The following is a 24,966-nucleotide window of genomic DNA, read 5'->3' as shown; positions in this document are numbered from 1 at the left end:
ATAGCGACAATCCGCGATGCGGATTGCCAACCAGCGCGTCAGCGCCAACCCGCCATGCTGATCGTCACCCGGCAGGGACGAGACCCGTCAGGGGCTCGGTCGGAGTGCAGCGGAGATAGAGCGGCGGTCCCGCAGGGAGGCGCCCCCCCCGCCCAACTTGCCTTTCTCGTCATTTCGATTATATTTTAATCAGATTGATGGCAGGTGATAAACATGGCGACTGAGACGAAGGTATTGACCGCGCACGTCCCCTTGGGGCTCGCGGAAAAGGTTGAAGCGATGGCCTCGCGGCTCGAACGCTCGCGCGGCTGGGTGATGAAACAAGCGCTCGCCGCATGGGTCGATCAGGAGGAGGAACGTCACCGGATGACGCTCGAAGCCCTTGATGACGTCGATGCCGGACGGGTGATCGACCACCAGGCGATCACGGCATGGGCCGACAGCCTTGGGACGGACAAACCGCTGCCCTCACCGATCAAATGAAGATCCAGTGGACCAGCAAGGCGTCGTCGGACCTTGTGCGTCTGCACGAGCATCTGAGCCCGGTCGCGCCCGAAGCGGCAGCGCGCGTGGTCCAGCAGCTCGCCCACGCACCGGATCGGCTGCTCGATTATCCGAGGATCGGCGAGAAGCTGGAAGCCTATGAGCCGCGCGAGGTCCGCCGGATCATCGTGGGCAATTACGAGATGCGCTACGAGCTCGTAGCGGCGACCATCTTCATTCTGCGCCTCTGGCATTGCCGCGAAAACCGCAGCTTCGAGTCGGAGGAGTAACGGCGATGGCGCTGGCGACCACGGGCCGCGACGCGGCGTTCGGCGGCAAAGCCGCCCTGAACACTTATCTGCGCTACGCCGGGCCGGACCGTTTGCACCCAGCCCAGCCGGGCATCAGCATCGGCGCATGGCCCTGTCTCGCAAACGTCGTCGTCGCGCGCCGCGCGGCTGGTCGGACGGTCTCGACGACCTGCACGACTATATGCAGGCGCCAGCGAAGCGCGCGCCGTCCCGCGCTCGCGCCATCAAAGATTGCGGGCCATTCGCGGTCACGGACGATTGGCCCGAGCGGGTGCCGATCGGCGACGCCGAGTTGCGCGTCATCGAAGGCCATTTGCGCAAGGAGCTGGACGACCTGTTCGGCCCCCTGCCGTGAACTAAGGAGGATAAGGCCATGACCGACGCCGCCCTTCGCGTCGAGGACACCCCGCCGGTCATGGCAATAGCTCGCGCCGCGCTCTATCTGCGCGTTTCCACCGGCCGCCAGGCCGAGAGCGACCTGTCGATCCCCGACCAGCGCCGCCAGATCGAAGGCTATTGCCTGTCGCGCGGCTGGGAGGTCGCGGCCGAGTTCGTCGAACCGGGCAACACCGCGACCGATGATCGTCGGCCGGCATTTCAGGCGATGATCGACGCAGCGATGCAGAAGCCGTCGCCGTTCAACGTGATCCTGGTCCACAGCTTCTCGCGCTTCTTCCGCGACCAGTTTCAGTTCGAGTTCTACGTCCGCAAGCTGGCGAAGAATGGCGTGCGGCTGATCTCGATTACGCAAGATTTGGGCGACGATCCGATGAGCGTGATGATGCGCCAGATCATGACGCTGTTCGACGAATATCAGTCGAAAGAGAACGGCAAGCACACGCTGCGATCGATGAAGGAGAATGCGCGGCAAGGCTTCTGGAACGGCGCGCGGCCACCCATCGGCTATCGGATCGTCGAGGCTGGCCACCGCGGCGCGAAGATCAAGAAGAAGCTGGAGATCGACCCGATCCAGGCCGAGACGGTGCGGCGCATCTACCGGATGGCGCTGAACGGCGTTGATGACAACGGGCCGATGGGCCTCAAGGCAATCGCGACCTGGCTCAACGACAACAATATCCGCACCCGCGACGGCGGGCGCTGGGGGCTTGGAGCCGTGCATCAGGTGCTCACCCGCACGACCTATATCGGCCAGCACAAGTTCAACTATCGGGATTATCGCACCAAAGCCCCCAAGCCCGAGAGCGAGCACGCGATCATGGAAGTGCCCGCCATCGTCTCGGAGGCGGAGTTCGAGGCCGTGCAGCGGTCGCTCAAGGCACGCAGCCCGAAGATGATGCCGCCGATGGCCGTGGGCGGCCCAACGCTGCTCACGGGTATCTGCTTCTGCGCGTGCTGCGGCGGCGCAATGACGCTGCGCACCGGCACCAGCAGCGTCGGCCGCGAGTATCGCTATTACACTTGCTCCACGAAGGCGCGGCAGGGCGCGAAGGGCTGCCCTGGCATCACGGTCCCGATGGATCGGCTGAACGAAGCCGTAGTCGGGCATCTAGAGTGGCGACTGCTCGATCCGAAGCGGCTTGAAGAGATGATGGATCAGATTCTCGAACGCCGCGACGAATGGGTGGATCAGCGGCGGCTCCATGTCGCCGATCTGGAGCGCCGCGCGACCGAGGCCGAAGCGAAGCTCAAGCGACTCTATGACGCGATCGAGAATGGTGTGATCGACGTGAGCGATTCGTCGCTCAAGGATCGGATCGCCGAACTGACGGCAACCCGCGATCAAGCCAGGGGCGATGCCGAGCGGGCGGTGGCGCATATCGAGAAGATCGGTCCTGCGATCACGCCAGAGAGCCTGCGTGCCTTTGCGATGGCGGCGCGCAAGAAGCTGCGTCAGGGCGATGGCTCATTTGCCCGCGATCATATCCGGGCGGTCGCGCAGCGCGTCGAGGTGGTCAGCAAGACGGAGGTTCGGATTCGCGGCCTGCGCAGTGAGTTGCTCCGAACCCTAACCGCCGCCTCTGGCGTAGAGGCGGCGGTGCTAGGCGTTCGCGCCTTTGAACCGAAATGGCGCGCCCGGAACGATTCGAACGTCCGACCCTCAGATTCGTAGTCTGATGCTCTATCCAGCTGAGCTACGGGCGCTTTGGAGGGGCTCCTTTAGAAGGGGGTTTTGAGTTGCGCAAGAGCGTTGCGAACACTTTTCTCGCTCCGTACAGCTTGCGGGCAATGAAGCCCCTTCTCCCCCTTGCCGCGCTCGCGCTTCTGCTCGGTGCATGTGCGGAGCATGAATATCCTTCGCTGCTGCCGCGTGCCGGCGAGCGGCTGGATTTTCGCGAGCCGGCCCCGCCGCCGCCGGCGCCGGTTGTGGTCGATCCAGAGCTTGATTCGCGAATCGCCGCGGCGCGCGATTCGCTGAAGCAGGCGGGCGAAGCGTTCGATAACGCTGTGATTCGAGCGGAACGCCTGACCAGGGCGGCAGGCAATGCTCCGGTCGGAAGCGACGCCTGGCTCGACGCGCAAACCGCGATGGCTGACCTCGACTCGGCTCATGCCCGCCAGGTCGATGTGCTGACTGATCTGGAGCAGTTCGCATCCGATCGCGCCCTTGCGCTCGCGCCAGCTTATCCGGCGCTGGAGCAGGCAATCACGCAGGCCCAGCAGGCGGCGGACGCGTCGATGGCGCGGATCACAATGCTCCAGCGGCGCCTCTCACCGGCAGGTTGAAGCGCTCAGACGATCGGGGTGGGCCGGCTGATCCGATAGGTGAGATGGCGACGCAACGGATCGCCCACGGCAAGCGACGGATGGTCAAAATCGCCCTGCGGATCGCGCACCATGCCGAGGCGGATCATCAGCCCCCAACTGCGTTCGTTGGCCGGCACCGTGATCGCCGCGATCGCCGGCCAGTCCGTCGTCGCCCAGGCGCGGTCCAGCGAAGCCTGTGCCGCCTCGCGCGCATAACCCTGCCCCCAACCCGCACGCGCCAGCCGCCAGCCGATTTCCGGCTGGTCGGCGACAGGCGTACCAGCAGGACCGGGTTTGATCCCACAGAAGCCAAGGAACTCGCCGTCCGAAAGCCGCTCGATCGCCCAGAAACAACTGCCGGTCTCATCCGCCAGCGCGTTTTGCCGCACGACGACCGCCTCGCAATCATCACGCGTCGTCGGCGGCCCGAGATAACGCATCACCTCCGCGTCCTGCCCCATCGCGAAGAAGGGCTCGATATCGTCGGCTCGCCACCGGCGCAGCAAAAGACGCCCGGTTTCGATCACGGTCGCTCGATCCGATAGGTGACGGTATCCGACAACGGGTCATCCGCCGCGAACAACGGGTGCCGGAAATCGAGCGCGGGCACATGCGCCATCCCCAGCCGCTCCATCAGCCCACGGCTTTTGGCGTTGCGGCGCGAGGTGATCGCCACGATCGCCGCGTCATCACGCGCCGACCATCCCCATGCGATGCTCGCCGCCGCCGCCTCGCGCGCATAGCCGCCGCCCCAATAAGGCACCGCGAGCATCCAGCCCACCTCCAGCATATCCGCGATGGGCGTGTCGGGCGCGCCGGGCTTGAGCCCGCAAAAACCGATCGTCGCGCCGTCCGCGCGCCGTTCCACCACGAAGAAACCGAGCGGATCGTAGGAGGCATGTCGCGCCAGCGCCGCGTCGCTATCCTCAGCGGATTTCACCGGCCCGAGATCGACCATCACGCGTGGATCGGCCCACATCGCGTGCAGCGGCGCGCGATCGCGCGGCTCGATGCGGCGCAGGATCAGCCGCTCGGTCTCGATCATGCGGCGAGCAACCGCGCGGCATGGGCCGCATGATAGGTGAGCACACCGGAACAGCCGGCACGACACATCGCGATCAGGGTTTCCAGCACCAGCGCGTCGCGATCCCCCGCCCCGGCGGCAGCGGCAGCCTCGATCATCGCATATTCGCCCGACACCTGATAGGCGAAGACGGGCACGGAAAATGCCTCCTTCACCCGCCACACGATATCGAGATAGGGCAACCCCGGCTTCACCATCACGCTATCCGCCCCCTCGGCCAGATCCAGCGCCACCTCGCGCAGCGCCTCCTCGGCATTGGCGTGGTCCATCTGATAGGTCTTCTTGTCACCCTTCAGCAGCCCACGGCTACCTACCGCGTCGCGGAACGGGCCATAAAAGGCGCTGGCATATTTGGCGGCATAGGCCATGATCTGCACGTTGACATGCCCCGCCCCTTCCAGTGCGGCGCGGATCGTGCCGATACGGCCGTCCATCATGTCCGACGGCGCGATGATATCCGCGCCCGCCGCCGCCTGATTGAGCGACTGGCCGACGAGGATTTCCACGGTGGAATCGTTGAGGACATAGCCGTGATCGTCGACCAGCCCGTCATGGCCATGCGCGGTATAGGGATCGAGCGCGACATCGGTGAGGATGCCCACCTCGGGCACCGCATCCTTGATCGCCCGGATCGCCCGGCACATCAGATTATCGGGGTTCAGCGCCTCCCGCCCGTCGTCGGTGCGCAGGTTCGCCGGGGTATTGGGAAACAGCGCGACGCATGGGATGCCAAGATCGCGCGCCTCTTTCGCCCGCGCGACGATGCGATCGACCGACCAGCGCGATACGCCGGGCAGGCTGGCGACCGGCTCCTCCACGTCCTTCCCGTCCGTGATGAACAATGGCCAGATCAGGTCCGCCGGGGTGAGCACCGTCTCGCGATGCAGACGGCGGCTCCATTCGGCGACACGGGTGCGACGGAGGCGAAGCGCGGGAAAAGATGCGTGCATAACGCCCGGCGACATGCGCCTTCGCGCGGCGCCGGGCAAGCCTTGCCGCGGCACGGTGCAAATCAGGTGTGTGCAGCCAGCCCGAGCTGAATGTCGATCCGTATCAGCTCACCGGCTTCAGATTGGCCGCAGGCTCGATATCCGCGTGGCTGCGCTCGTCGACGAAATTCTCGGGCACGAGCAGCCCGCCGCGCCGCCACGGACCGTACAGATAGTAAAGCACCGCCAGCGCGAGATTGGCGACCGAGCCGAGCGGAAAGCTCCACCACAGCGCATTCGCCCCCCACACGGGATCCAGCCCCAGCGCCAGCCCGAGGCGAACCGGGAACATCGAAACGGCAAGGATGATGAGCGGCCCCCATACCGCGCCGTTCGCGCGGACGGTGCCGAACAGGATCATCGTCGCACCGAACAGGATCAACCCCCAGGTTACGATCAGGTTGATATGTCGCGCGACAGGGACTGCCGGGCTGGCCGCGCCGATAAAGAGGCTGAGCAGCGGGCGATCGAACGCGATCACCAGCAACACCATCGCGCCGGTCATCGCCAGATTGTAGTAAAGCCCGGCCCGCGTGATGCGCGTCACCCGATCCCAGCGCCCGGCGCCGATATTCTGCGCCGCCATCGCGGAAACCGCCGCGCCGATCGCCATCGCCGGCATCTGAACATAGTTCCACAATTGCTGGGTGATGCCATAGGCCGCGATCGTATCAATGCCATGGCGGTTCACCAGCCCGACCATCACCAGCGAGGAGGTGGACATCACCAGCATCTGCGCCCCGATCGGCAGCCCCTTGCCAATGATCGTGCGGACAAGCGCGGGCGACGGCAGCATATAGCGCAACTCCGCGCCCTTCAGCCGCAAGGGAAGGTTGCGATACTGAATGTAGAAGACCAGCAACCCCATCGCCACGACATTGGCGATCAGCGTCGCGAGCGCCGATCCCGCGATTCCCAGGCGCGGCAACGGCCCCACGCCAAGGATGAACAGCGGATTGAGCCCCGCATCGAGCACCACGCACAATCCCATGAACCACAAAGGCGTCACCGAATCGCCCGTGCCGCGCAGCCCCATGAACATCAGCACCAGCAGCATTGATGCCGGCAGCCCGAGGAAGATGACGCGCAGATAATCAAGCGCAGGCTCGAACGCCACCTGCGGCGTGGCGAGCGCATGGAGGATTTCCGGCGCGAATATCCAGCCCAGCGTCGCCACCACGATCGCGGTGCAGAACACCAGCCCGATCGCCGATCCGAATGCGCGGCGCGCGCCCTCCACATCGCGGCGGCCCCAGCTCTGCCCGACCATGATCGTCGCCGCCATGCCGAAGCCGAACACCGCGCCAAACGTCAGGAACATGATGATGTTCGCGTTGGAGGTGGCGGCCAGCGCGCCCTCCCCCAGGAATCGCCCGACCCAGATCGCGTTGATCGAGCCGTTGAGCGATTGCAGGATATTGGACGCCAGCGTCGGCAGCGCGAACATCAACAGCGCCGATCCGATCGGCCCCGAGGTCAGGTTATGCGAATGCCCATGTCGCGGCGCGGAAGCCACGCGTTCCGCCGATGGTTCGTCACGATCCGACACAGGCGACCTTTCTCTCCACGGACGGAAAAAGATGCAGCCGCCCCTCTCATCCATTTTTCGGCAAAGCAAAGCCGGTTTCGCGCATCGGCGCCCCCGGCCCGCCCGCCCTAGCCCAGCCGGGCCAGCGCCGCCGCCAGCCGTTCGGCTTCCGCCGCCTTGTCCGCATGATCGGCGCGCGCCTTTTCCACCGCTTCCGGCTTGGCGCGTTCGACGAAGCTGGCATTGCCGAGCCGGGCCGCGAGCGAATCGCGTTCCTTCTCCGCCCCCGCGATCGCCTTGGCGAGGCGCGCGCGTTCGGCATCGAGGTCGATCACTCCTTCAAGTTGAAGCGCGAAAATCACATCATCGACGACGACTTGAAGCGCATTTGCGCTGCCAAGCTTGTCCTGATCTAGATCGACCTGCTCAACTCGTGCGAGCTTACTGATGGTGGACCAATTACGCTTTATCATCTGCTGCTGTCGGTCGTTTGCTCCGGCAACGTAGCTTTCCATTCGCGTACCGGGCGGAATGTTGAGTTCAGTTCGCGCAGACCGAATCTCACTGATGACCTTGATGACCCAATCGATCTCGTCGCTCGCCATCGGATCTATCGCCCGCGCATCCGCCATCGGCCATTTCGCGACGATCAATTCATGCTCGCGCGGGCTGAGCGCGTGCCACAATTCCTCGGTGATGAACGGCATGAACGGATGAAGCACGACCAGTATCTGATCGAGCACCCAGCCCGCCACGGCGCGCGTCTCATCGTCGATCCGGCCCTTGATAAGCTCCAGATACCAGTCGCAAAACTGGCTCCACACAAACTGGTAGATCGCATTGGCCGCCGCATCGAAGCGCAGTTCCGCCAGCGCGAGATCGACCGACTGGATCGCCTTCACGCATTCGCCGACGATCCATTTGTTGACCGCCGAAGTGGCCGCCGGCGGCTCCAGCGTGGCGGACCCGCCGATGCCGTTCGCCTGGCAGAAGCGGCTGGCATTCCACAGCTTGGTCGCGAAGTTGCGATAACCCTCGACGCGCTTCTCATCCATCTTGATGTCACGGCCCTGGCTTTCCATCGCCGCCATGAAAAAGCGCAGCGCGTCCGCGCCATATTTGTCGATCAGCCCAAGCGGATCGACCGTATTGCCCTTGGATTTCGACATCTTCGCGCCGTCAGCGGCGCGGACGAGGCCGTGCAGGTAGAGCGTGCGGAACGGCACGTCCTTCATGAAATGCAGGCCCTGCATCATCATCCGCGCATCCCAGAAGAACAGGATGTCGAAACCGGAAATCAGCACGTTGTTCGGGTAGCGCCCGGCGAGCGTGGGATCGGCGTTGTCCGGCCAGCCCATCGTCGCGAACGGCCAGAGGGCCGAGGAGAACCAGGTATCGAGGACATCGGGGTCGCGAACGATCGCATAGACGTCTGAGTCGAAGGCGGTCGGGCCATTACCTTCGACTTGAAGCGCCGAACTCCAATCTTCAAAAATGATGATCTTGCGATCACCCGCGTCCTGACGAGCTTGAAGCAACGCCGCTTCTTCCGTCTCCGCAACATAGCATCGTTCCGGCTCTCCAGTTTCCGGGTTGCCGAACGACATCCAGGCCGGAATCCGGTGCCCCCACCAAAGCTGTCGCGAGACGCACCACGGCTGGATATTCTCCATCCAGTTGAAATAGGTCTTTTCCCACGTCTTGGGCACGATGCGCGTCTTGCCCGAGGTCACCGCTTCGATCGCGGGCTTGGCCAGCGTCGCCGCGTCGACATACCATTGATCGGTCAGCCACGGCTCGATCACCTCGCCGGAACGATCGCCATAAGGCGTCTGGATCACGCGATCCTCGACGCGCTCAAGGAAGCCCTCCGCCTCCAGCCGCTCCACCACCAGCTTGCGCGCGTGGAAGCGATCGAGGCCCAGCAGTTCCGCCGGGATCAGGCCATCGGCGGTCTGCGTCACCTGCGCCTTGGCATCGAGCATGTTGAGCATCTCAGCCGCTTTGAACCCGGCGCGCTTGCCGACCTCGAAGTCGTTGAAATCATGCCCCGGCGTGATCTTCACCGCGCCCGATCCCAGTTCCGGATCAGCATGTTCGTCGGCGATGATCGGGATCAGGCGCCCGGTGATCGGCAGCTTCACCTGCTTGCCGATCAGCGCGGTGTAGCGCGCATCCTCCGGGTTCACCGCTACGGCCATATCGGCGAGCATCGTCTCGGGCCGCGTGGTGGCGACCGAGATGAAGCCGCTGCCATCCGCCAGCGGATAGCGCAGGTGCCAGAACTTGCCGTTCACCTCGCGCGTCTCGACCTCAAGGTCGCTGATCGCGGTGCCAAGGCCGGGATCCCAGTTCACCAGCCTTTTGTCGCGATAGATCAGCCCCTGCTTGTGCAAATCGACGAACACCTTCAGCACCGCCTTGCTGAAGCCCTCATCCATTGTGAAGCGTTCGTTCGCCCAGTCCATCGAGCAGCCGAGCCGGCGGAGCTGGCGCGTGATCGCGCCGCCGCTCTCCGCTTTCCACTCCCACACCTTCGCGATGAATTCCTCGCGGGTGAAATCGGTGCGCTTCTGCTGGCGCTCCGCCATCTGGCGCTCGACCACCATCTGCGTCGCGATGCCGGCGTGATCGGTGCCGACCACCCACAAGGCGTCCTTGCCCTTCAGCCGCGCGTGTCGGGCAAGGATATCCTGCAACGTATTGTCGAGCGCGTGCCCGATATGCAACGAGCCGGTGACGTTGGGCGGCGGGTTAACGATCGTCCACGGCTCCGCGCCCGGCCGATCGGGGCGGAACAGTCCGTTATCCTCCCAATGGCTGTACCAGCGGGATTCGATGGCGGCGGGATCGAAAGTCTTGGGCAGTTCGGTCATGGCGCCGGCTTTAGCCACGGAGCGGCAAAAGAAAAGCCGGCGCGAGCGAGCGGGCGCGCGTTATTGCGCGCCCTTGCCCGTCCATTTATCCATCCAGCCGATCACCTCGCGATACCATTGCCGCGAGTTGCGCGGTTTCAGCACCCAATGGTTTTCGTTGGGATTGACCATCAGCCGCGAGGGGATATCGCGCCGCTGGAGCGCGGTGAAGGCGGCGATCCCTTGCGTATAGGGAATGCGGAAATCCTTCTCGCCGGTGATGACGAGCATCGGGGTTTTCCATTTGTCGACGTAATTCACCGGGTTCCATTTCTCGAACGCGGCGGGGTCTTCATAATAGGCCTTGCCGCCGTGCTCCCATTCGTCGAACCACAATTCCTCGGTTTCATAAGCCATGGCGCGGGCGTCGAACACGCCGTCATGCTGGACGATGCACTTGAAGCGATCGGGCCACTGGCCCTCGATCCAGTTCATCATATAGCCGCCATAGGATGCGCCGAGCGCGCAGGCATTGTTCGCGTCGAGCCACTGGAACTTGTCGGTCGCGGCGGCGAGGCCCTTCTTCAGATCCTCCAGCGGCCAGCCGCCCCAATTGTTGCGGATCGCATCCGTGAACGCCTGCCCGTAGCCGGTAGAGCCGTGGAAATCGACCGCGACAAGCCCGAAGCCCGCGCCCGCGAACACCGCGGGGTTCCAGCGATACGACCAGCTATTGTTGGACGATCCCTGCGGCCCGCCATGGACCATGAACGCGATTGGCGCCTTGCCCGCCAGCCCGTTCGGCTTCACGGCATAGCCCCAGACAATATCGTTGTTCGCGCCCTTGAAGTTGAACCGCGTCACCGCCGGCATCTCGACGCCCGCGAGCTTCTCCGCGTTGACCGCGGTGAGCCGTTCGGGCGCGCCCTTGCCGGCGATGCGATAGAAATCATCCGGTGCGGTCAGGCTGTTCATCGTCACGATCACGCCACCGGGCGTTACGCTGACCGACGAGACGCTGCCTTGCTGCGTCAGTCGCGTGACCGATCCATTCTCCGCGCTGACGCGCCACAACGGCACTTCCTGCGTATCCTCGGCGGTGACGTAGAGTGATTTCGAATCCGGCGCCCAGGCGATCGAGCCCACCGAACGATCCCATTTCTGCGTCAGCGCGGTCACTTTACCGCTTGCCAAATCGCGGATGGTCAGCACCTGCCGATCGGCCTCGTAACCGGGGCGCCGCATCGCGAACCACGCAAGCTTGCGCCCGTCGGGGGAGACGACCGGCTGGTTATCGGTCGCCTTGTTGTCGGCGGTGAGGTTCACCGGCGCGCGGCTGCCGTCTGCAGGCACCTCGAAAATGTCGAGATTGGTCGACAATGGCTCGATCCGCCCCGCCTCGCGCATCGCGAAGAAAATCGTCCTGCCGTCGGGTGACCAGGCGATTTCCTCGCCTCCGCCGAAGGGCTTCGATGGCGTGTCGCCAACGAGCGCCCCGACGATCGCCTTTCCGTTGCCGCCCGCGCCGGCGGCCGTCAGCGGCAGAACGAAAAGCTGCGAGCGATTGCCGTCCGCCCATGTATCCCAATGCCGGACGAACAACTGGTCATAGATGCGCGCCTCGCCGCCGTCTGGATCCTTCTTCACCATCGCCGGTTCGAGCGACGGCGCACCAGGCTTGCGATCGGCCCAGACGACCAGCCGATCCCCCGTCGGCGCCACCTTGAAGCCGTTGAAACCGCCCTTGAAATCAGTGATCCGGCGCGGCTCGCCGCCGGTGACGGGCACCGCCCAGATCGCGTCCTCGCCGCCACGGTCCGACGAGAAATACACCGTCTCGCCCACGATCTGCGGATCGTTCTCGTTCACGCCCGGATCCGCGACAAGCTTCTCCGGCTGCGCGCCGCGCTTCGTCAGGTCCAGTTTCCAGAGATCGAACCGCCCCTTGTTCGCGGCGAGATCGGTTTCGCGCTGCGCCCAGACGAGCCATTTGCCGTTCGCCGAAACGGTGGGCGAGCCGACGCGCGACAGCATGGTCACATCGGCGATGGTGAGCGGGCGCGCCACGGCGGGAGCAGCGGCGGCAGCGATGGCGAGCAGACTCGCGACGGAAAGCGCTTTCATGGGCGCACGATAGAGCAGATCGTTACGTCCGCAACAATCTCCCCCGCGCGATTCGCGCCAAGGCGAATTAACGCCCCGTGCTGGTGATCTTCGCGATCTCGCGCGCAACGATCGTTTCGACGATCGCCGGCAGGTTCGCATCGAGCCATTCGCGCAACATCGGGCGCAGCATCTCGCGCACCAGCCCTTCCAGCGTGCCGTCACTATCCGGCTCCGGCTTCACCAGCAGGCGGGACAGAGCATCAAGCGCGCCGCGAGTCGCGTCCGCCGTTTCCGGCGACACGATCGTCTCGGGCGCGGCTTTCACCGGCGCGGGGGCTGGCGATGGCTCGGGCGCGATCGGCATGGGGTGACTCAACTCCAGCACCTCATCCGGCTCGTCCGCCGGCGGATCGGGCACAATCGACGGAACGGGGCGAATCGACGCGCGGCGCGAACGCTGGGCGCTTTCCCCCTCCTCGGCGATGATCCGTTTGATCGAAGACAGGATGTCCTCCATCGACGGCTCGGCGCTAGCGTCCCCCATAAGCGACGTTCCACATTGTTTCGCGAACACGCCGGTTTAGCGGTTCGGTGCGTGCTCACCTGTGGTTAAGGGAGCGCTTCTGTCAACACTCGTATCCAGTTCCGGGTCGAGCGGGCGCGTCACCGTCGCGTTCTGCGCCGGCACTTTCGCGGTGCTCGGCGCGATCGCGGAGGGCGACGGCGCGCTCCCGAAATCGGAGATTCGGTTCTTCACCGCGTTATAATTATCCGCCGAATTATAGAGCGGCCCGCCATCGAGCCCCAGATAGCGGGCCTCGGCGCGCCCCATCGCCGCGAGCAGCGCGAAGCCCGCGACATAAGCGTCGCGCCGCGCGCTAACCAGCGTCACCTGGCTATTGAGCAATTCCTGCTCGGCGTTGAGAATATCGAGGATCGTGCGATTGCCGACGCTGTTCTCGGCGCGAACGCCCTCCAGCGACAGTCGATTCGCGCTCACCGCCGCCTCGGAGGATTGGATCACCTCCAGCGCGGAACGCCAGATCGCATAGGCCGAACGCGTCTGCGCGATCACCTGCCGCTCGGCGGCGGTGGCGTTCTCGATCGCCTGCGAGCGCAACGCCTGCGCCTGCCGGATCTGCGCGGCGGGGCGCCCCCCCTGAAAGAGCGGCAGCGACACGTTCAGCCCGATCGAGGTGGAGGCGCCCGTCTGCCCCACGCCAAGCCCGCTGCCGGTTCCAAGCGAACCAAGATAATTGGTGTAATTCTCCCCCACGCCAACGCCGACAGTGGGAAGGCGCGCAGCCTGCGCGACTTTCACGTCATAGCGGGTCGCATCCCGCTGGCGCCGCGCCGCGATCAGCGTCGGATTGTCCTGAAGCGCTACATCAACCGCGGTATCGGGTGTGTTCGGCAGATTCGGCAGCGGCGGCGGCGGTTCGAGCGCCTGCGGCGCTTCGCCCACCAACTGAACATAAATCTCACGGCTGCCGATCAGATTCGCCTGCACACCCTGCAATTGCGCCCGTGCCACGCTGAGCCGCGCCTCGGACTGGGCGACATCGGTGCGCGTCAGATCCCCCACCTGGAAGCGATCTCGCGCGGCCTGAAGGTTGGTTTCCAGCACTTTCACGTTCTGCGCGTTCAGGCTGACGATCGCCTCGTCACGCAGCACGTTGTTATAGGCGCTGACGACATTGGTGAAGGTCGCGGCTTCCGTCCCGCGAAGCGCCGCCTGCCCGGCATCCACCCGCGTTTCCGCCGCGCGCACCGCGTTGCGCACCGCGCCACCGGAAAACAGCGGCACGTTGAGCGAAACGCCGCCCTGCGCCACGCGCTCGGGCGTGGTGAAGCTATTCCCGGTTCGGACGAAATTCTCGGTTACCGAGCCGGTCGCGGAAACATTCGGGCGACCGGAGGCCTTGGCGATCGGCACATTCTCGTCGGTGGCGCGCTGCTGGGCACGACCGGCGGTGATCGTCGGGTTGTCGCGATAAGCCTTGGCCAGCGCATCGCGCAGCGTTTCCGCCGAAGCAGGCGCCGCGAGCGCTGCCGCGAGCGCGACGAAGGAGATATAGCGACCCAAAGGATACCTCAGAAGCTGAACCCGCGCCGGCGCGCGAAGCCGGGCAACACCACACATTCGATATCGGCGAAATCGGCCAGGCCGAAGCCGCCCTCGGTGCGCTTTCCGGCGGCGAGCCGCGTCACGCCCCGATCGAACAGCCCGGTAACGATCCGGCCATCGGCGCGCACCTGTGCGACGAGCCCTTCCGGCAATTCCTCCACCGCGCCATCAATGACCATCACGTCATAGGGCGCCCCGGCGGCGTATCCCTGCTCCAGCGGCCCTTCGATCAGTTCCACCCCGGCGACGCCGCTCAGCGCGGCGCGCGCGCGGGCGGCGAGATCATGGTCGCTCTCCACCGCGACGACGTGCGCGACGAGCCGCGCCAGCACGGTCGCGGTATACCCTGTCGCCGCGCCGATGAGCAGCACGCGATCGCTTGGCCGCAGTTGCGCCTCGGTCAGCAGCCGTCCGGTGGCGATCGGCAGATTCGCCGCGCGCCCGCCGCCGAGCGGGATCGCCGTATCGCGATAGGCGAGCGACGCGGCTTCCGCCGGCACGAACGTCTCGCGCGCGATACCGGCCATCGCCGTCACGACGCGAACGTCATTCACCGCATTGGGGCGCAACTGGCTTGCCACCATCGCGGTGCGCATCGCGTCGAATTCATTCGCCAAGGAAGTGGTCGCCATCATGAACATGCCCTGTCGCACAACTGTTTTACTGGTGCAATACACTATTGTCTGCCGGCGGCTTGTATCGCGTCCCCGTCGTCACGCCAACCATCGCGCCACGCTTGACAGCGCGCCGCTCCCGACGCATCAGCCCGCTCCCGCATATCGAGGCCCGATGGCGGAGTGGTGACGCAGAGGACTGCAAATCCTTGCACCCGGGTTCGATTCCCGGTCGGGCCTCCATCCTTTCAGAGTTTTCCGGCCTTTCGCGGTTTTCCGGTCGGGTTCGACGCATTTTTTTACGAACCGGCGCCGATGTGGAGCAACCGGAAGCTCACCACCCCCGGCTGATCCGCATCAACCAGCGTGAAACACACCGCAAGCGATCCGCGCGCCACTATTGCCGGCGGGGTCCGTCATCAGGTCGTCAGCACTGGCGTGAATGACCAGCGCAGCGCCATCGGCATCGAGCAGCCCGGCCATGGTTGCGCCAGGAATCGTCAGCGCCACCGTCCCGCGACCGCCGGTGTCGATCACCAGATTGGGCAAATCGCCTTCGTGCGGGCCTTGCGGATTCATCGAGCCGTGCTTCATGCCGGTGGGGTTCCAGTGGCCGCCGGCGCTCGCGAAATCAGGCGGGTCGCAGCGTCCGGTGGTGTGGACGTGCGCGCCATGCGTGCCGGGCGGCAGGCCCCTGGCATCCACGGTCACGCGCAAACCGCCCGCCACCTCCGTGGCCGTCGCGCGGCCCACGTCAGCGCCCGTCGCCGATTTCAGCATCGCCACCGCATGGGCGCCACCGGCGATCGGCGCGCCGGTTTCCATCTTGCCCTCATTGCATCCGGCCAGCGCCAGCGCCCCGGCCATCATCACCATCATGCGCATCGCTTTTCTCCCATGAATCCGTTCCGGCAACGAACCATTCCCGATCCCGCGCGGTTCCGCCAGTCAATCCCTTCCTCGCGCGATCAATTGCACGAGGCGGCTGCAATTGGCTCGCTGCTGCACGATCGCGACGAGCAGCACGGCGTTCAGCACGGCCAATTCGATCAGGAAGAACCACATGGGCGATCCCGCGATCATGCTGAGGCCGAGCAGGATCGTGCGCGGATTGGCGCCCAACAAGGCGGGCAGCAACAGCGTCCGCCGCCCGGTTTCCTTTGCCAGACGGGCGATGCGCTGGCGCTCCGCCGGATCGGCTTCGGCGCTTGTCACCAGCGCGTTGATCCGCTCGGTCGGGCCGGTCAGCGCGTGCGACACCGTGAGGTAGAAACGCGCAAGCGCGCCCCCAACGCCACGCGGCGCGGCGCGATTATGCTGGATCCACGGCACGCCATAGACCCACCATTGATAGGTACGCCTGGAGCTTTCCGCGAACACCGACTGCACGATGCGCGAAGCGCCAGCGCCGACCACGATCACCCACACCCACGGCCCGGCCACCTGTTGCAGCGTATAGCCGAGCAGCAGGTACAGCACGACATGCCCGCCGTAATCGCACAGGCCATCCACCACCTCGCCAAACGGGCTGGCGCGCCCGGTCATCCGCGCGAGATCGCCGTCCGCCCCGTCAACGACATGCCACAACAGGTGCAGCGCGAATCCGACGCCGATCGCTAGCGGCGTGCCGACCCGCGCATAGAGCACCCCCGTGGTGCACACCATCAACGCCCCGAATACCGAAACCATGTTCGGGGTGATGGGGGTCCGGGCGAGAGCCATCGCGAGTCGGCGGGCCGCCGGGTGATAGATTCGGTGGTTCAGGAACCCCTGCAATTCACGCGGCTTTCCCGTCGTGCTCGCGGTCATTTCGTTCGATTCCAATGTGAAGCCCCCTTTCCCGCTCGATAACAGGTGCCGGGATCGCTTGACAGGAGTGTCGCATCTGTCACGACATTGAAGCAATCGGTCATCCGTCGGCCATAGCCGACAAAGCGGGGGTTTAATGTCAACGATCAAGGTCGCCATCATCGGGGTCGGCAATTGCGCGAGCAGCCTGGTGCAGGGCAAATATCATTATAGCGCGGGCAACACCGCGCACGGGCTGATCCATGAAGATGTCGGTGGGTACAAGGTCGGCGACATCGAATTCGTCGCCGCGTTCGATGTCGATTCGCGCAAGGTAGGGCTGGATCTGGGCGAGGCGATTTTCGCCAAGCCGAACTGCACCAAGGTTTTCCACGCCGATGTGCCGAAAACCGGCACGGTCGTTCAGATGGGCGCGAAGCTCGACGGCGTTGCCGGGCATATGCTGACGGCGGCCAACGATCGCGGTTTCGAAGTTGACGACACGCCTGATGCGGACCGCGCCGCGATCATCCGCACGCTCAAGGAAACGGGCGCCGAGGTTCTGGTGAACTTCCTGCCGGTCGGCAGCCAGGCGGCAACCGAATTCTACATGGAATGCGCGCTTGAGGCAGGCATTGCGGTGGTGAACTGTATGCCGGTGTTCATCGCGTCCAACCCGGAATGGGAAGCGCGTTTCGCCAAGGCCGGGCTTCCGATCGTCGGCGACGATGTAAAGGCTCAGGTGGGCGCCACGATCGTCCACCGCGTGCTGTCGAACCTGTTCAAGAGCCGTGGCGTGACGATCGACCACACTTATCAGCTCAACACCGGCGGCAACACCGATTTCATGAACATGCTCGACCGCAATCGCCTGTCGAGCAAGAAGGAATCGAAGACCGAGGCGGTTCAGGCGGTCCTCGCCGAGCGGCTGGCGGATGAAAATATCCACGTCGGCCCGTCGGACTATATTCCCTGGCTGCACGACAACAAGCTGTGTTTCCTGCGGCTTGAAGGCAATCTGTTCGGCGATGTGCCGATGAACCTCGAACTGCGCCTGTCGGTGGAAGACAGCCCGAATTCCGCCGCGGTGGTGGTCGACGCGATCCGCTGCTGCAAGCTGGCGCTCGATCGCGGTGTCGGCGGGGCGCTGACCGGCCCGTCCTCGTTCTTCTGCAAGCATCCGCCGGAGCAATATACCGACGATATCGCGGCGCAGATGACCGACGATTTCATCCACGCCGACGCGCGGCTCGCCGCCGAGTGAGGGCGCTCATCGTCGCAGCCGGCTACGGCAGCCGGCTGCGCGCGGTGTCTCCTTCAAAACCACTGACCGCGGTTGCCGGCGTGCCGCTCATCGCGCGCGTCATTTCGGCGGCGCGGGCCGGTGGCGCAACCGGGTTCACCGTCGTCACCGGGCATGAGGCGGATGCCGTCGAAAGCTATCTCCACGCGCTCGATCCGGCGATCTCCTGCGTGCGCACCGCTGATTGGTCGCTCGCCAATGGCCATTCGGTGCTGAGCGGCGCGGACGCGATCGGGCCGGAGCGCCACCTGTTGATGATGGCGGATCATCTGTTCGATCCAGCGATCGTCCGATGCGCCATCGCCGCGCCCGATGCGCCACTGACGCTGGCGATCGACCGACGGCTCGACAATCCTCTGGTGGATCTGGACGATGTGACGCGCGTGCGCACCGATGGCGACGCGATCGTCGCGATCGGCAAGCATCTTTCCGATTATGACGCGTTCGATTGCGGCGTGTTCGCGGTCGATGGCCGGTTCCACGACGCGCTGCGCGCCAGCATCGCGGCAGGCGGCGGCGGGTCCATTTCCGCGGGAGTACAGGCGCTCGCCACCAACCGCGCCGCCCGGATCACCGACATCGGCGACGCATGGTGGCTCGATGTCGATGATCCAAAGGCGCTGGAGCAGGCGGAAGCGGCACTGGCCGCCTGACACGAGCGCACGTTCGTGAGCAGGGCGCATTTCTGCTCCGGCCAACGCGAAATCTGCCGCTTCCTGCGCGACCGAAACGCGGGAAGCGGCCTTGTTTCAGATAAGGCCCACCGCCCGTTTCGCCACCGTTTCAGCCTCGGCGTGAAGCTTCCAGAAATCCGGCACGCCCCGCCCGGCGACGCGGCGTTCGAACGCGTTGAGATGGGCCGCCCAACCGCCACCGAAGTTCGCGGCGTCTTCCGCGCCACGCAACCCGGTATGGTGCAGCACCAGCCGGGTGCCATCGCCCTCGGGCGCAAGCGTGATCGTCACCTCGCCCGCGTCGCCGTTCGACCAGGTGAAGGCAAGCACGTGCGGCGGCTCGACGCGCAACACGCGCTCGGTCCATGCTTTGCCCATCACGCCGGCGAAACGCTCAGGCGTCGGCACCTGCTCGTCCGACAGCCGCTCATGCGCCATGGTAAGCCCGATCGTGCCGCCGGGGCGGATATCGCCCGGCCCGGCCATGAACCAGCGCGCGCGCAACTCGGGATCGACGAGATACTGCCACACCCTGTCGATCGGCGCGGTGAGCAGGCGTTCGAAACGCAATTCCTGCGTCGTGATAAGATCAGTCATGCCTATCCAAGCTCCTGTTTCAACGTGATTCCAACAGCAACGTCCAACCGTCACGCTTCATGCCCGATCTTCCTGCAACGCAGCTTCCAATGCGTCGAGTTGGCGGGTCCAGAACCGCGACCATTCGCCGAGCCATGCCTCCGCTTCGGCAAAACGATCAGCCTTCAATCGGCACAATTGCTGTCGCCCGGCCTTGCGCCGTTCGATCAGTCCCGCGCGCGCCAGCACGCCGATATGTTTGGCCGCCCCGGCGAACGTCATCGCGTGCGGCGCCGCGAGATCGCCGATCGACCGCTCACCCTTGCGCAGGTCCGCCAGCATCGCCCGCCGGGTAGGATCGGCGAGCGCCGCGAAGGTGAGACCGAGGGAATCTTCAACCATATGGTTTTATTATCATGCCAACTGCAGATTGTAAACCCATTGGTTGAATTTTAAGCCGAGACAAATGTTGCGGATTTGTTGCACTTCTGCGCATCAGCGTTTCCGATGCTCAAGACACTTGCCTGTTGCGTAATCTGCCTGATGACCGCTTTCTGCCCCAACGCGGCGTTCGCCCGCGACGACTCGCAATTGTGGCTGACCGCCGCCGGCACGGTGGAACTGGGCGACGGCTGGCGCCTCTCGCAGGAAGTCATTGCGCGGATCAGCGACACGCGCAGCGGCTTGTACGAGATCGAGAGCAATTCATTGCTTGGCTATCGCATCGCCCCCCGCCTGACGCTGTGGGCCGGCTATACGCACGATCCGAACTACGACGCGGGCCGCTTCGCCGTGATGGAGCATCGCGCGCGCGAACAGGTGAGCTTCGACAATGTCAGAATCGGCAGGCTCCGGGCGAACTTCCGGTTACGCGGCGAGCAACGGTGGCGCGAGGGGATGAACGGCACGGGCTGGCGCCTGCGACCATTCGCCCGCCTGGCGCTCCCCTTCCACGCAGACGGAACAACCGGCGTGGCGATCAGCCACGAGAGCTTCGTCAACCTCAACCGCACCGCCTTTCAGACGATTCACGGCATGGATCGAATGCGCAATACGATCGCGGTTTACACCCCGCTGACAAAGAACGCGAATATCGAGTTGGGCTATCTCAATCAGCATAGCTTCGCTGCCGGCGGCGGAAACGATCACGCGGCCACGGCCAGCTTGAACTTCGCATTTCGCTAAAGCGCACACCCCGCCGAATATTGCCAAGCCGCTGACAAAGATCGTCGCATTCCGGAACGGATTCGATATGATCCACGTTCTTGCCTGGGTTTCCGGCGGAGAAAAGCAATGCTGTGGACGATCGTTATCATCCTCGCGATCCTGTGGCTGCTTGGTTTCAGCCTCCATATCGCCGGCGGCCTGATCCACATCCTGTTGATCGTCGCGCTGGTCGTCGGCCTCGTCCAGCTTTTCACCAACCGTCGAGCATGAAGTGACGCGGCGCAGGGCTGGATATGCCCCGCGCCGCCCTAGCCACGATCAATCGGCGAACAGCAGCACCGGCGTTTCAAGCAGCTTCTTGAGCGCCTGAACATAGCTCGCCGCGTCCCAGCCATCGACCACGCGATGATCGCAACTGATCGAAAGGTTCATCAGCTTCGCACGGACGATATCATCGCCACGGAAAACCGGGCGCTCGACGATCTTGTTCGGCCCGATGATCGCCACTTCCGGCCGGTTGATTACCGGCGTGGTCGCGATGCCGCCTAGCGGGCCGAGGCTGGTGACGGTGATCGTGCCACCACCCAATTCCTCCGGCTTGAGCTTCGCGGCGCGCGCGGCCTCCGCAAGCCGGGCAATCTCGGTGGCGAGTTGCCATACGTTGCGATCCTGCGCATCGCGGATCACGGGGACAGTAAGCCCCGCGTCGGTCTGCGTCGCCATGCCGAGATGCACCCGGCCCGAGCGGGTCACGACGCCCGCCTCATCGTCATAACGCGCGTTGAGCATCGGGAAATCAGGCAGAGTGCGGCAGATCGCGACGATCAGCAACGGCAGCATCGTGAGTTTCGGACGGCTGCCGCGCGTCGCGTTGAGATCCGCACGCACCCGTTCCAGTTCGGTCACGTCGATTTCGTCGACATAGGTGAAATGCGGAATGTGGCGTTTCGATGCGGCCATATTCTCAGCGATGCGGCGACGCATCCCGATCACCTTGATCTGCTCGTCGGCGCGCGCGCGGCTAGCGTAAGGGGCATGATAGCCCTGCCCGGCGGCATAGCGCAGATACGCGTCGAGATCGGCGTGACGGATGCGATCACCCTCCGCGGCCTTCACCTGCGCGAGATCAATCCCGAGATCGCGTGCGCGCGCACGGACCGCGGGGGATGCGAGGACATGGCGCGCCACTTCTTCCGTTCGCCCCGAGCTTGCCGAAGAGCTATCCTTCCTTTCGGAAGAAGGCAGCGATTCGACAGGCTCAGCCCGAACGGGGAGAGGATCGGGCTTCGTCGCAAGCTCAGGATGCGAGAAACTCTCCACCACCGCCGGTTCGATCACTGCGGCGCCCGGCGCTTCCGCCTCGATCTCGGCGGCGGCGTGTTCCTCGCCCTCGATTTCGATCACCACCAGGGTTGCGCCGATCGACACCTGATCGCCGACCTCGCCGGCCAGTTCGACAACCGTTCCCGCGACCGGGCTTTCCATCTCGACCGTCGCCTTGTCGGTCATCATATCCGCGATCTGCTGGTCTTCCTCGACCCGATCGCCGATCTTGACATGCCAGGCGACGATCTCTGCCTCGGAAATGCCTTCGCCAATGTCAGGCAAGCGGAAGTTGAAACGCGCCATCGTCGTCAATCCTTCAGAATTTTCTTGAGCGCCTGCCCGATCCGCACCGGCCCCGGAAAATACGCCCATTCCAGGCTGTGCGGATATGGCGTGTCAAATCCGGTGACGCGCTCGATCGGCGCTTCCAGATGATAAAAGCAGCGTTCCTGCACCAGCGCCGACAGTTCCGAACCGAAGCCGGAGGTGCGCGTCGCCTCATGCACGATCATGCAGCGGCCGGTCTTCTTCACCGATGCCTCGATCGTCTCGATATCGAGCGGCACCAGAGTGCGCAGGTCGATCACCTCGGCATCGACCCCGGCTTCCGCCACGACGCCAAGGCAGACATGGACCATCGTGCCATAGGCAAGGATCGTCACCGCTTCGCCCTCGCGAACCACGTTCGCCTTGCCCAGCGGGATGCGATAATAGCCGCTCGGCACCGCGCTTGCGGGATGTTTCGACCAGTTTTCCGCCGGGCGGTCCCAGTGTCCGTTGAACGGGCCATTATAGATGCGCTTCGGCTCGAAGAAGATCACCGGATCATTATCCTCGATCGCCGCGATCAGCAGGCCCTTGGCATCATATGGCGTCGAGGGGATCACCGTCTTTAGCCCGGCGACGTGCGTGAAAATCCCCTCCGGCGATTGCGAATGGGTCTGCCCGCCGAAGATCCCGCCGCCGAACGGCGACCGCACGGTGAGCGGCGCGATGAACTCGCCGTCGGAGCGATAGCGCAGCCGCGCCGCCTCGCTCACGAGTTGATCGAGCGCGGGATAGATATAATCGGCGAACTGGATTTCCGGCACGGGGCGCAGGCCATAGGCCCCCATCCCCACCGCGACGCCGATGATGCCGCATTCGGTGATCGGCGTATCGAACACGCGGGTCTTGCCGTATTTCTTCTGCAAGCCGGCGGTCGCGCGGAACACGCCGCCGAAATAGCCCACATCCTCACCCATCACGACGATCGCATCGTCGCGCGCCATCATCACATCGAGCGCGGAATTGATCGCCTGGATCATGTTCATCCGCGCGGTTTCCGGCGCATCGGCGGCCGGCTCGGTCTCGATAATCTCAGCCACTGATCGTTACCCTTTCCGTGCCCAGGGGCGCCCGGAAGCCTCTTCCTCATCCAGCATCATCTGGCGCTGTTCGCGCAGATGCCATGGCATTTCCTCGAACACGCCGTCGAACAGGCTGTCGAGCGGCTGGAGCAGGCCATGGCCGAGGACGCCGTTCTTCTCGGCTTCCTTCTGCGCGGCCTTCACTTCCTCGGCGACCTCGCGATCCATCGCGGCCTGCCGTTCCTCATCCCACTCGCCGATCGCGATCAGATGATCCTTCAGGCGCCGGATCGGATCGCCGAGCGGCCATGCGTTCGGCTCCCCGGCGGAGCGATAGGCGCTGGGATCGTCGGAGGTGGAATGACCCTCGGCGCGATAAGTGAAATGCTCGATCAGCGTCGGCCCGACGTTGGTTCGCGCGCGCTCCGCCGCCCACATGGTCGCGGCGTAAACGGCGAGCGCATCATTGCCATCGACCCTGAGCCCCGCGATGCCATAGCCGACCGCGCGCGCCGCGAAGGTGGTCGCCTCCGCCCCGGCGAAGCCCGAGAAGCTGGAGATCGCCCATTGATTGTTGACCACGTTGAAGATCACCGGCGCGCGATAGACCGTGGCGAACGTGAGCGCGGAGTGGAAATCGCCCTCCGCCGTGGAGCCTTCGCCACACCAGGTCGCCGCGATCCGCGTATCGCCCTTCGCGGCGGAGGCCATCGCCCAGCCGACGGCCTGCGGATATTGCGTGGTGAGGTTCCCCGAGATCGAGAAGAAACCGGCTTCGCGCACCGAATACATGATCGGCAATTGCTTGCCCTGCAACCGATCGCCCCGATTGGAATAGATCTGGTTCATCATATCGACCATCGACCAGTCACGCGCGATCAACAGCCCCTGCTGGCGATAGGAGGGGAAGCACATATCGTCATAATGCAGCGCATGGGCCGCCGCGACCGCGATCGCCTCCTCGCCTAGCGACTTCATGTAGAAGCTGGTCTTGCCCTGCCGCTGGGCGCGGAACATGCGCTCGTCGAACGCGCGGACCAGCGCCATGTGGCGCAGCATCCGCCGCACCGTTTCGGGCGACAGGCGCGGATTCCACGGGCCGACGGCATTGCCCTGATCGTCAAGCACGCGGACCATCGTATAGGCGAGATCACGAAAGCTATCGGGCGCCGCATGGGTATCGGGGCGCGGCGCGGCGCCCGCCGCGGGCACCTCCACCGACGAGAAATCCACCGCGTCGCCGGGCCGGAAATGCGGCTCCGGCACATGGAGCGACAAAGGCTTCAGATTGCTGCGAACGGGACCGCCGGCCATGCTCTCTCCAGACTCGCGCCGCATCGTCCGGCGCGCACGGCCATTTCGCGCGCTTGAAATATAATTTCAAGCGGCGAAAATCGGGAGGTTCGGGCAACTTTCCGAAAGCGGAAGGCCGCCCGGCTATCCCTTGCGGCGATCCAGCCTCTGCGGCGGCGCTTTATGAAGTGGAGATGTGGGAGCGATGCGGTTTGTCGAGTTGCCGCGCCCGCCTCGAAACGGCCTTAGCGCGGGCGGGCATCCGGCGTGGCGGCAAGGACGCTGCCAAGCTCCTCCTCGGACAGCGGGGCGAGGAATTCGCAGCCGATCTCTCCATCGTTCGACCAGATGATGCGCGCGTGGCGCTGCACCGCGCCGGGCAGCCCGATCTTGAGCGTCGTCCCCACCGGCAGCGCGATCGAGATGCGCGCGCGGATGCCGTTGGCGGACGCGTCGATCACCTCGACCGAGACCGCGACGCGCGCGGTGGCGCGGCATTCCGCCGGCGAGCGCGGCGCGCGGCGAGCGTCCCTGGTTTTCGCGAGAGCGGTCATCTGTCGTCTTTCCTGTCCGGTCGCGCCATCCTGCCACCATGATGGTTAAGAGATGGTAGCCGCGCCATGCGCCGCCGCCGCCCGGACGAGCATGTCGCGCATGAAAAAGGCCCGGCGGAATTCCCGCCGGGC

At 64.8% G+C, this 24,966-nt stretch carries 25 protein-coding genes, 2 tRNA genes and 1 pseudogene; 9 read left to right on the top strand and 19 right to left on the bottom strand.

Annotated features, from left to right (window positions below; all coding sequences use genetic code 11):
- The first annotated feature begins 213 nt into the window (after nucleotides 1-213).
- The 3 genes and pseudogenes from Q0316_RS13970 to Q0316_RS13960 form a co-directional block, all read left to right on the top strand.
- Nucleotides 214-483, top strand: a complete 270-nt coding sequence (locus Q0316_RS13970; protein WP_086129725.1) for a CopG family ribbon-helix-helix protein — start codon at nucleotides 214-216, stop codon at nucleotides 481-483.
- The gene (locus Q0316_RS13965) at nucleotides 480-773 is read left to right on the top strand and encodes a type II toxin-antitoxin system RelE/ParE family toxin (RefSeq protein ID WP_086129724.1); all 294 of its coding nucleotides are present in this window, start codon (nucleotides 480-482) and stop codon (nucleotides 771-773) included. Before Q0316_RS13970 ends, Q0316_RS13965 begins: the two co-directional genes overlap by 4 nt.
- 394 nt (nucleotides 774-1,167) lie before the next feature.
- A pseudogene (locus tag Q0316_RS13960) lies at nucleotides 1,168-2,292 on the top strand (recombinase family protein); the annotation flags it as partial.
- 9 nt (nucleotides 2,293-2,301) lie between these two features.
- Here Q0316_RS13960 and Q0316_RS13955 read toward each other — a convergent pair.
- Together Q0316_RS13955 and Q0316_RS13950 are read right to left on the bottom strand one after the other, a co-directional pair.
- On the bottom strand, nucleotides 2,302-2,538 hold the full coding sequence (locus tag Q0316_RS13955) for a hypothetical protein (protein ID WP_298673550.1): 237 nt from the start codon (nucleotides 2,536-2,538) through the stop codon (nucleotides 2,302-2,304).
- Between the two features lie 282 nt (nucleotides 2,539-2,820).
- Nucleotides 2,821-2,897, bottom strand: a tRNA-Arg gene (locus Q0316_RS13950).
- Nucleotides 2,898-2,981: 84 nt separating this feature from the next.
- Between Q0316_RS13950 and Q0316_RS13945 the strand changes: the two genes are divergently transcribed.
- The gene (locus Q0316_RS13945) at nucleotides 2,982-3,479 is read left to right on the top strand and encodes a hypothetical protein (protein WP_298673549.1); all 498 of its coding nucleotides are present in this window, start codon (nucleotides 2,982-2,984) and stop codon (nucleotides 3,477-3,479) included.
- Between the two features lie 5 nt (nucleotides 3,480-3,484).
- Here Q0316_RS13945 and Q0316_RS13940 read toward each other — a convergent pair whose 3' ends face one another.
- From Q0316_RS13940 to Q0316_RS13900, 9 genes are all read right to left on the bottom strand, one after another.
- Nucleotides 3,485-4,027 (bottom strand): GNAT family N-acetyltransferase, encoded by a 543-nt coding sequence (locus Q0316_RS13940; RefSeq protein ID WP_298673547.1) that lies wholly within the window; start codon nucleotides 4,025-4,027, stop codon nucleotides 3,485-3,487.
- Nucleotides 4,024-4,545 carry a GNAT family N-acetyltransferase gene (locus Q0316_RS13935; protein WP_298673545.1) on the bottom strand — a complete coding sequence of 174 codons (522 nt, stop codon included), beginning with the start codon at nucleotides 4,543-4,545 and terminating at the stop codon, nucleotides 4,024-4,026. Before Q0316_RS13935 ends, Q0316_RS13940 begins: the two co-directional genes overlap by 4 nt.
- Nucleotides 4,542-5,534, bottom strand: coding sequence for a porphobilinogen synthase (gene hemB, locus Q0316_RS13930; RefSeq protein WP_298673961.1), 993 nt, complete (start codon nucleotides 5,532-5,534; stop codon nucleotides 4,542-4,544). The genes Q0316_RS13935 and hemB overlap by 4 nt, the downstream gene beginning before the upstream one ends.
- A 103-nt stretch (nucleotides 5,535-5,637) precedes the next feature.
- Nucleotides 5,638-7,020, bottom strand: a complete 1,383-nt coding sequence (locus Q0316_RS13925) for an MATE family efflux transporter (protein WP_298673544.1) — start codon at nucleotides 7,018-7,020, stop codon at nucleotides 5,638-5,640.
- Between the two features lie 209 nt (nucleotides 7,021-7,229).
- A complete protein-coding gene (locus Q0316_RS13920) occupies nucleotides 7,230-9,977 on the bottom strand; it encodes a valine--tRNA ligase (protein WP_298673542.1) in 2,748 nt (915 codons plus the stop codon).
- Between the two features lie 60 nt (nucleotides 9,978-10,037).
- Nucleotides 10,038-12,080: a S9 family peptidase gene (locus tag Q0316_RS13915; protein ID WP_298673539.1), complete on the bottom strand. Its 2,043-nt coding sequence runs from the start codon at nucleotides 12,078-12,080 to the stop codon at nucleotides 10,038-10,040.
- Between the two features lie 67 nt (nucleotides 12,081-12,147).
- Nucleotides 12,148-12,606, bottom strand: a complete 459-nt coding sequence (locus Q0316_RS13910) for a DUF2497 domain-containing protein (RefSeq protein ID WP_298673537.1) — start codon at nucleotides 12,604-12,606, stop codon at nucleotides 12,148-12,150.
- A 36-nt stretch (nucleotides 12,607-12,642) separates the two neighbouring features.
- Nucleotides 12,643-14,148, bottom strand: a complete 1,506-nt coding sequence (locus Q0316_RS13905; RefSeq protein WP_298673536.1) for a TolC family outer membrane protein — start codon at nucleotides 14,146-14,148, stop codon at nucleotides 12,643-12,645.
- An 8-nt stretch (nucleotides 14,149-14,156) separates the two neighbouring features.
- A complete protein-coding gene (locus tag Q0316_RS13900; RefSeq protein WP_298673534.1) occupies nucleotides 14,157-14,825 on the bottom strand; it encodes an rRNA adenine N-6-methyltransferase family protein in 669 nt (222 codons plus the stop codon).
- Between the two features lie 148 nt (nucleotides 14,826-14,973).
- Here Q0316_RS13900 and Q0316_RS13895 point away from each other — a divergent pair.
- Nucleotides 14,974-15,047: transfer RNA gene (locus Q0316_RS13895), tRNA-Cys, on the top strand.
- 114 nt (nucleotides 15,048-15,161) lie between these two features.
- Here Q0316_RS13895 and Q0316_RS13890 read toward each other — a convergent pair.
- On the bottom strand, nucleotides 15,162-15,689 hold the full coding sequence (locus Q0316_RS13890) for a superoxide dismutase family protein (RefSeq protein ID WP_298673532.1): 528 nt from the start codon (nucleotides 15,687-15,689) through the stop codon (nucleotides 15,162-15,164).
- Nucleotides 15,690-15,752: 63 nt separating this feature from the next.
- Nucleotides 15,753-16,613 carry a CDP-alcohol phosphatidyltransferase family protein gene (locus tag Q0316_RS13885; RefSeq protein WP_298673529.1) on the bottom strand — a complete coding sequence of 287 codons (861 nt, stop codon included), beginning with the start codon at nucleotides 16,611-16,613 and terminating at the stop codon, nucleotides 15,753-15,755.
- 136 nt (nucleotides 16,614-16,749) lie between these two features.
- Between Q0316_RS13885 and Q0316_RS13880 the strand changes: the two genes are divergently transcribed.
- Together Q0316_RS13880 and Q0316_RS13875 are read left to right on the top strand one after the other, a co-directional pair.
- Nucleotides 16,750-17,856 carry an inositol-3-phosphate synthase gene (locus Q0316_RS13880; protein WP_298673526.1) on the top strand — a complete coding sequence of 369 codons (1,107 nt, stop codon included), beginning with the start codon at nucleotides 16,750-16,752 and terminating at the stop codon, nucleotides 17,854-17,856.
- Nucleotides 17,853-18,548, top strand: a complete 696-nt coding sequence (locus tag Q0316_RS13875; protein WP_298673525.1) for an NTP transferase domain-containing protein — start codon at nucleotides 17,853-17,855, stop codon at nucleotides 18,546-18,548. The genes Q0316_RS13880 and Q0316_RS13875 overlap by 4 nt, the downstream gene beginning before the upstream one ends.
- 96 nt (nucleotides 18,549-18,644) lie before the next feature.
- Here Q0316_RS13875 and Q0316_RS13870 read toward each other — a convergent pair whose 3' ends face one another.
- Together Q0316_RS13870 and Q0316_RS13865 are read right to left on the bottom strand one after the other, a co-directional pair.
- On the bottom strand, nucleotides 18,645-19,166 hold the full coding sequence (locus Q0316_RS13870) for an SRPBCC family protein (protein ID WP_298673523.1): 522 nt from the start codon (nucleotides 19,164-19,166) through the stop codon (nucleotides 18,645-18,647).
- 57 nt (nucleotides 19,167-19,223) lie between these two features.
- Nucleotides 19,224-19,547: a helix-turn-helix transcriptional regulator gene (locus Q0316_RS13865; protein WP_298673522.1), complete on the bottom strand. Its 324-nt coding sequence runs from the start codon at nucleotides 19,545-19,547 to the stop codon at nucleotides 19,224-19,226.
- 141 nt (nucleotides 19,548-19,688) lie between these two features.
- On the opposite strand from Q0316_RS13865, the gene Q0316_RS13860 reads away from it, so the two are divergent.
- Both Q0316_RS13860 and Q0316_RS13855 read left to right on the top strand, forming a co-directional pair.
- Nucleotides 19,689-20,330, top strand: coding sequence for a DUF2490 domain-containing protein (locus Q0316_RS13860; RefSeq protein WP_298673521.1), 642 nt, complete (start codon nucleotides 19,689-19,691; stop codon nucleotides 20,328-20,330).
- Nucleotides 20,331-20,438: 108 nt separating this feature from the next.
- Nucleotides 20,439-20,582 (top strand): lmo0937 family membrane protein, encoded by a 144-nt coding sequence (locus Q0316_RS13855; protein ID WP_298673519.1) that lies wholly within the window; start codon nucleotides 20,439-20,441, stop codon nucleotides 20,580-20,582.
- 48 nt (nucleotides 20,583-20,630) lie between these two features.
- Here the strand turns inward: Q0316_RS13855 and Q0316_RS13850 are convergent, their stop codons facing one another.
- From Q0316_RS13850 to Q0316_RS13835, 4 genes are all read right to left on the bottom strand, one after another.
- Nucleotides 20,631-21,941, bottom strand: coding sequence for a dihydrolipoamide acetyltransferase family protein (locus Q0316_RS13850; RefSeq protein ID WP_298673518.1), 1,311 nt, complete (start codon nucleotides 21,939-21,941; stop codon nucleotides 20,631-20,633).
- A gap of 5 nt (nucleotides 21,942-21,946) precedes the next feature.
- Nucleotides 21,947-22,951: an alpha-ketoacid dehydrogenase subunit beta gene (locus Q0316_RS13845; RefSeq protein WP_298673957.1), complete on the bottom strand. Its 1,005-nt coding sequence runs from the start codon at nucleotides 22,949-22,951 to the stop codon at nucleotides 21,947-21,949.
- Between the two features lie 60 nt (nucleotides 22,952-23,011).
- Nucleotides 23,012-24,301 (bottom strand): 3-methyl-2-oxobutanoate dehydrogenase (2-methylpropanoyl-transferring) subunit alpha, encoded by a 1,290-nt coding sequence (locus tag Q0316_RS13840; RefSeq protein ID WP_298673517.1) that lies wholly within the window; start codon nucleotides 24,299-24,301, stop codon nucleotides 23,012-23,014.
- 224 nt (nucleotides 24,302-24,525) lie between these two features.
- The gene (locus tag Q0316_RS13835; protein ID WP_298673514.1) at nucleotides 24,526-24,834 is read right to left on the bottom strand and encodes a PilZ domain-containing protein; all 309 of its coding nucleotides are present in this window, start codon (nucleotides 24,832-24,834) and stop codon (nucleotides 24,526-24,528) included.
- Nucleotides 24,835-24,966: the final 132 nt, after the last annotated feature.

Source organism: uncultured Sphingomonas sp. (assembly GCF_937871615.1).
Taxonomy (GTDB): Bacteria; Pseudomonadota; Alphaproteobacteria; order Sphingomonadales; family Sphingomonadaceae; genus Sphingomonas.
The sequence above is the reverse complement of the archived record's forward strand: the minus strand, read 5'-3'. Positions and strand labels throughout refer to the sequence as shown.

Coding starts and splice junctions, on each gene's coding strand:
- Q0316_RS13935 (WP_298673545.1), bottom strand. CDS start 4,545: ATGATCGAGACCGAGCGGCTGATCCTGCGCCGCATCGAGCCGCGCGAT.
- Q0316_RS13910 (WP_298673537.1), bottom strand. CDS start 12,606: ATGGGGGACGCTAGCGCCGAGCCGTCGATGGAGGACATCCTGTCTTCG.
- Q0316_RS13890 (WP_298673532.1), bottom strand. CDS start 15,689: ATGCGCATGATGGTGATGATGGCCGGGGCGCTGGCGCTGGCCGGATGC.
- Q0316_RS13920 (WP_298673542.1), bottom strand. CDS start 9,977: ATGACCGAACTGCCCAAGACTTTCGATCCCGCCGCCATCGAATCCCGC.
- Q0316_RS13860 (WP_298673521.1), top strand. CDS start 19,689: ATGACCGCTTTCTGCCCCAACGCGGCGTTCGCCCGCGACGACTCGCAA.
- Q0316_RS13945 (WP_298673549.1), top strand. CDS start 2,982: ATGAAGCCCCTTCTCCCCCTTGCCGCGCTCGCGCTTCTGCTCGGTGCA.
- Q0316_RS13835 (WP_298673514.1), bottom strand. CDS start 24,834: ATGACCGCTCTCGCGAAAACCAGGGACGCTCGCCGCGCGCCGCGCTCG.
- hemB (WP_298673961.1), bottom strand. CDS start 5,534: ATGCACGCATCTTTTCCCGCGCTTCGCCTCCGTCGCACCCGTGTCGCC.
- Q0316_RS13965 (WP_086129724.1), top strand. CDS start 480: ATGAAGATCCAGTGGACCAGCAAGGCGTCGTCGGACCTTGTGCGTCTG.
- Q0316_RS13925 (WP_298673544.1), bottom strand. CDS start 7,020: ATGTTCGCGCTGCCGACGCTGGCGTCCAATATCCTGCAATCGCTCAAC.
- Q0316_RS13885 (WP_298673529.1), bottom strand. CDS start 16,613: ATGACCGCGAGCACGACGGGAAAGCCGCGTGAATTGCAGGGGTTCCTG.
- Q0316_RS13915 (WP_298673539.1), bottom strand. CDS start 12,080: ATGAAAGCGCTTTCCGTCGCGAGTCTGCTCGCCATCGCTGCCGCCGCT.
- Q0316_RS13845 (WP_298673957.1), bottom strand. CDS start 22,951: ATGAACATGATCCAGGCGATCAATTCCGCGCTCGATGTGATGATGGCG.
- Q0316_RS13855 (WP_298673519.1), top strand. CDS start 20,439: ATGCTGTGGACGATCGTTATCATCCTCGCGATCCTGTGGCTGCTTGGT.
- Q0316_RS13865 (WP_298673522.1), bottom strand. CDS start 19,547: ATGGTTGAAGATTCCCTCGGTCTCACCTTCGCGGCGCTCGCCGATCCT.
- Q0316_RS13850 (WP_298673518.1), bottom strand. CDS start 21,941: ATGGCGCGTTTCAACTTCCGCTTGCCTGACATTGGCGAAGGCATTTCC.
- Q0316_RS13840 (WP_298673517.1), bottom strand. CDS start 24,301: ATGGCCGGCGGTCCCGTTCGCAGCAATCTGAAGCCTTTGTCGCTCCAT.
- Q0316_RS13870 (WP_298673523.1), bottom strand. CDS start 19,166: ATGACTGATCTTATCACGACGCAGGAATTGCGTTTCGAACGCCTGCTC.
- Q0316_RS13970 (WP_086129725.1), top strand. CDS start 214: ATGGCGACTGAGACGAAGGTATTGACCGCGCACGTCCCCTTGGGGCTC.
- Q0316_RS13880 (WP_298673526.1), top strand. CDS start 16,750: ATGTCAACGATCAAGGTCGCCATCATCGGGGTCGGCAATTGCGCGAGC.
- Q0316_RS13900 (WP_298673534.1), bottom strand. CDS start 14,825: ATGATGGCGACCACTTCCTTGGCGAATGAATTCGACGCGATGCGCACC.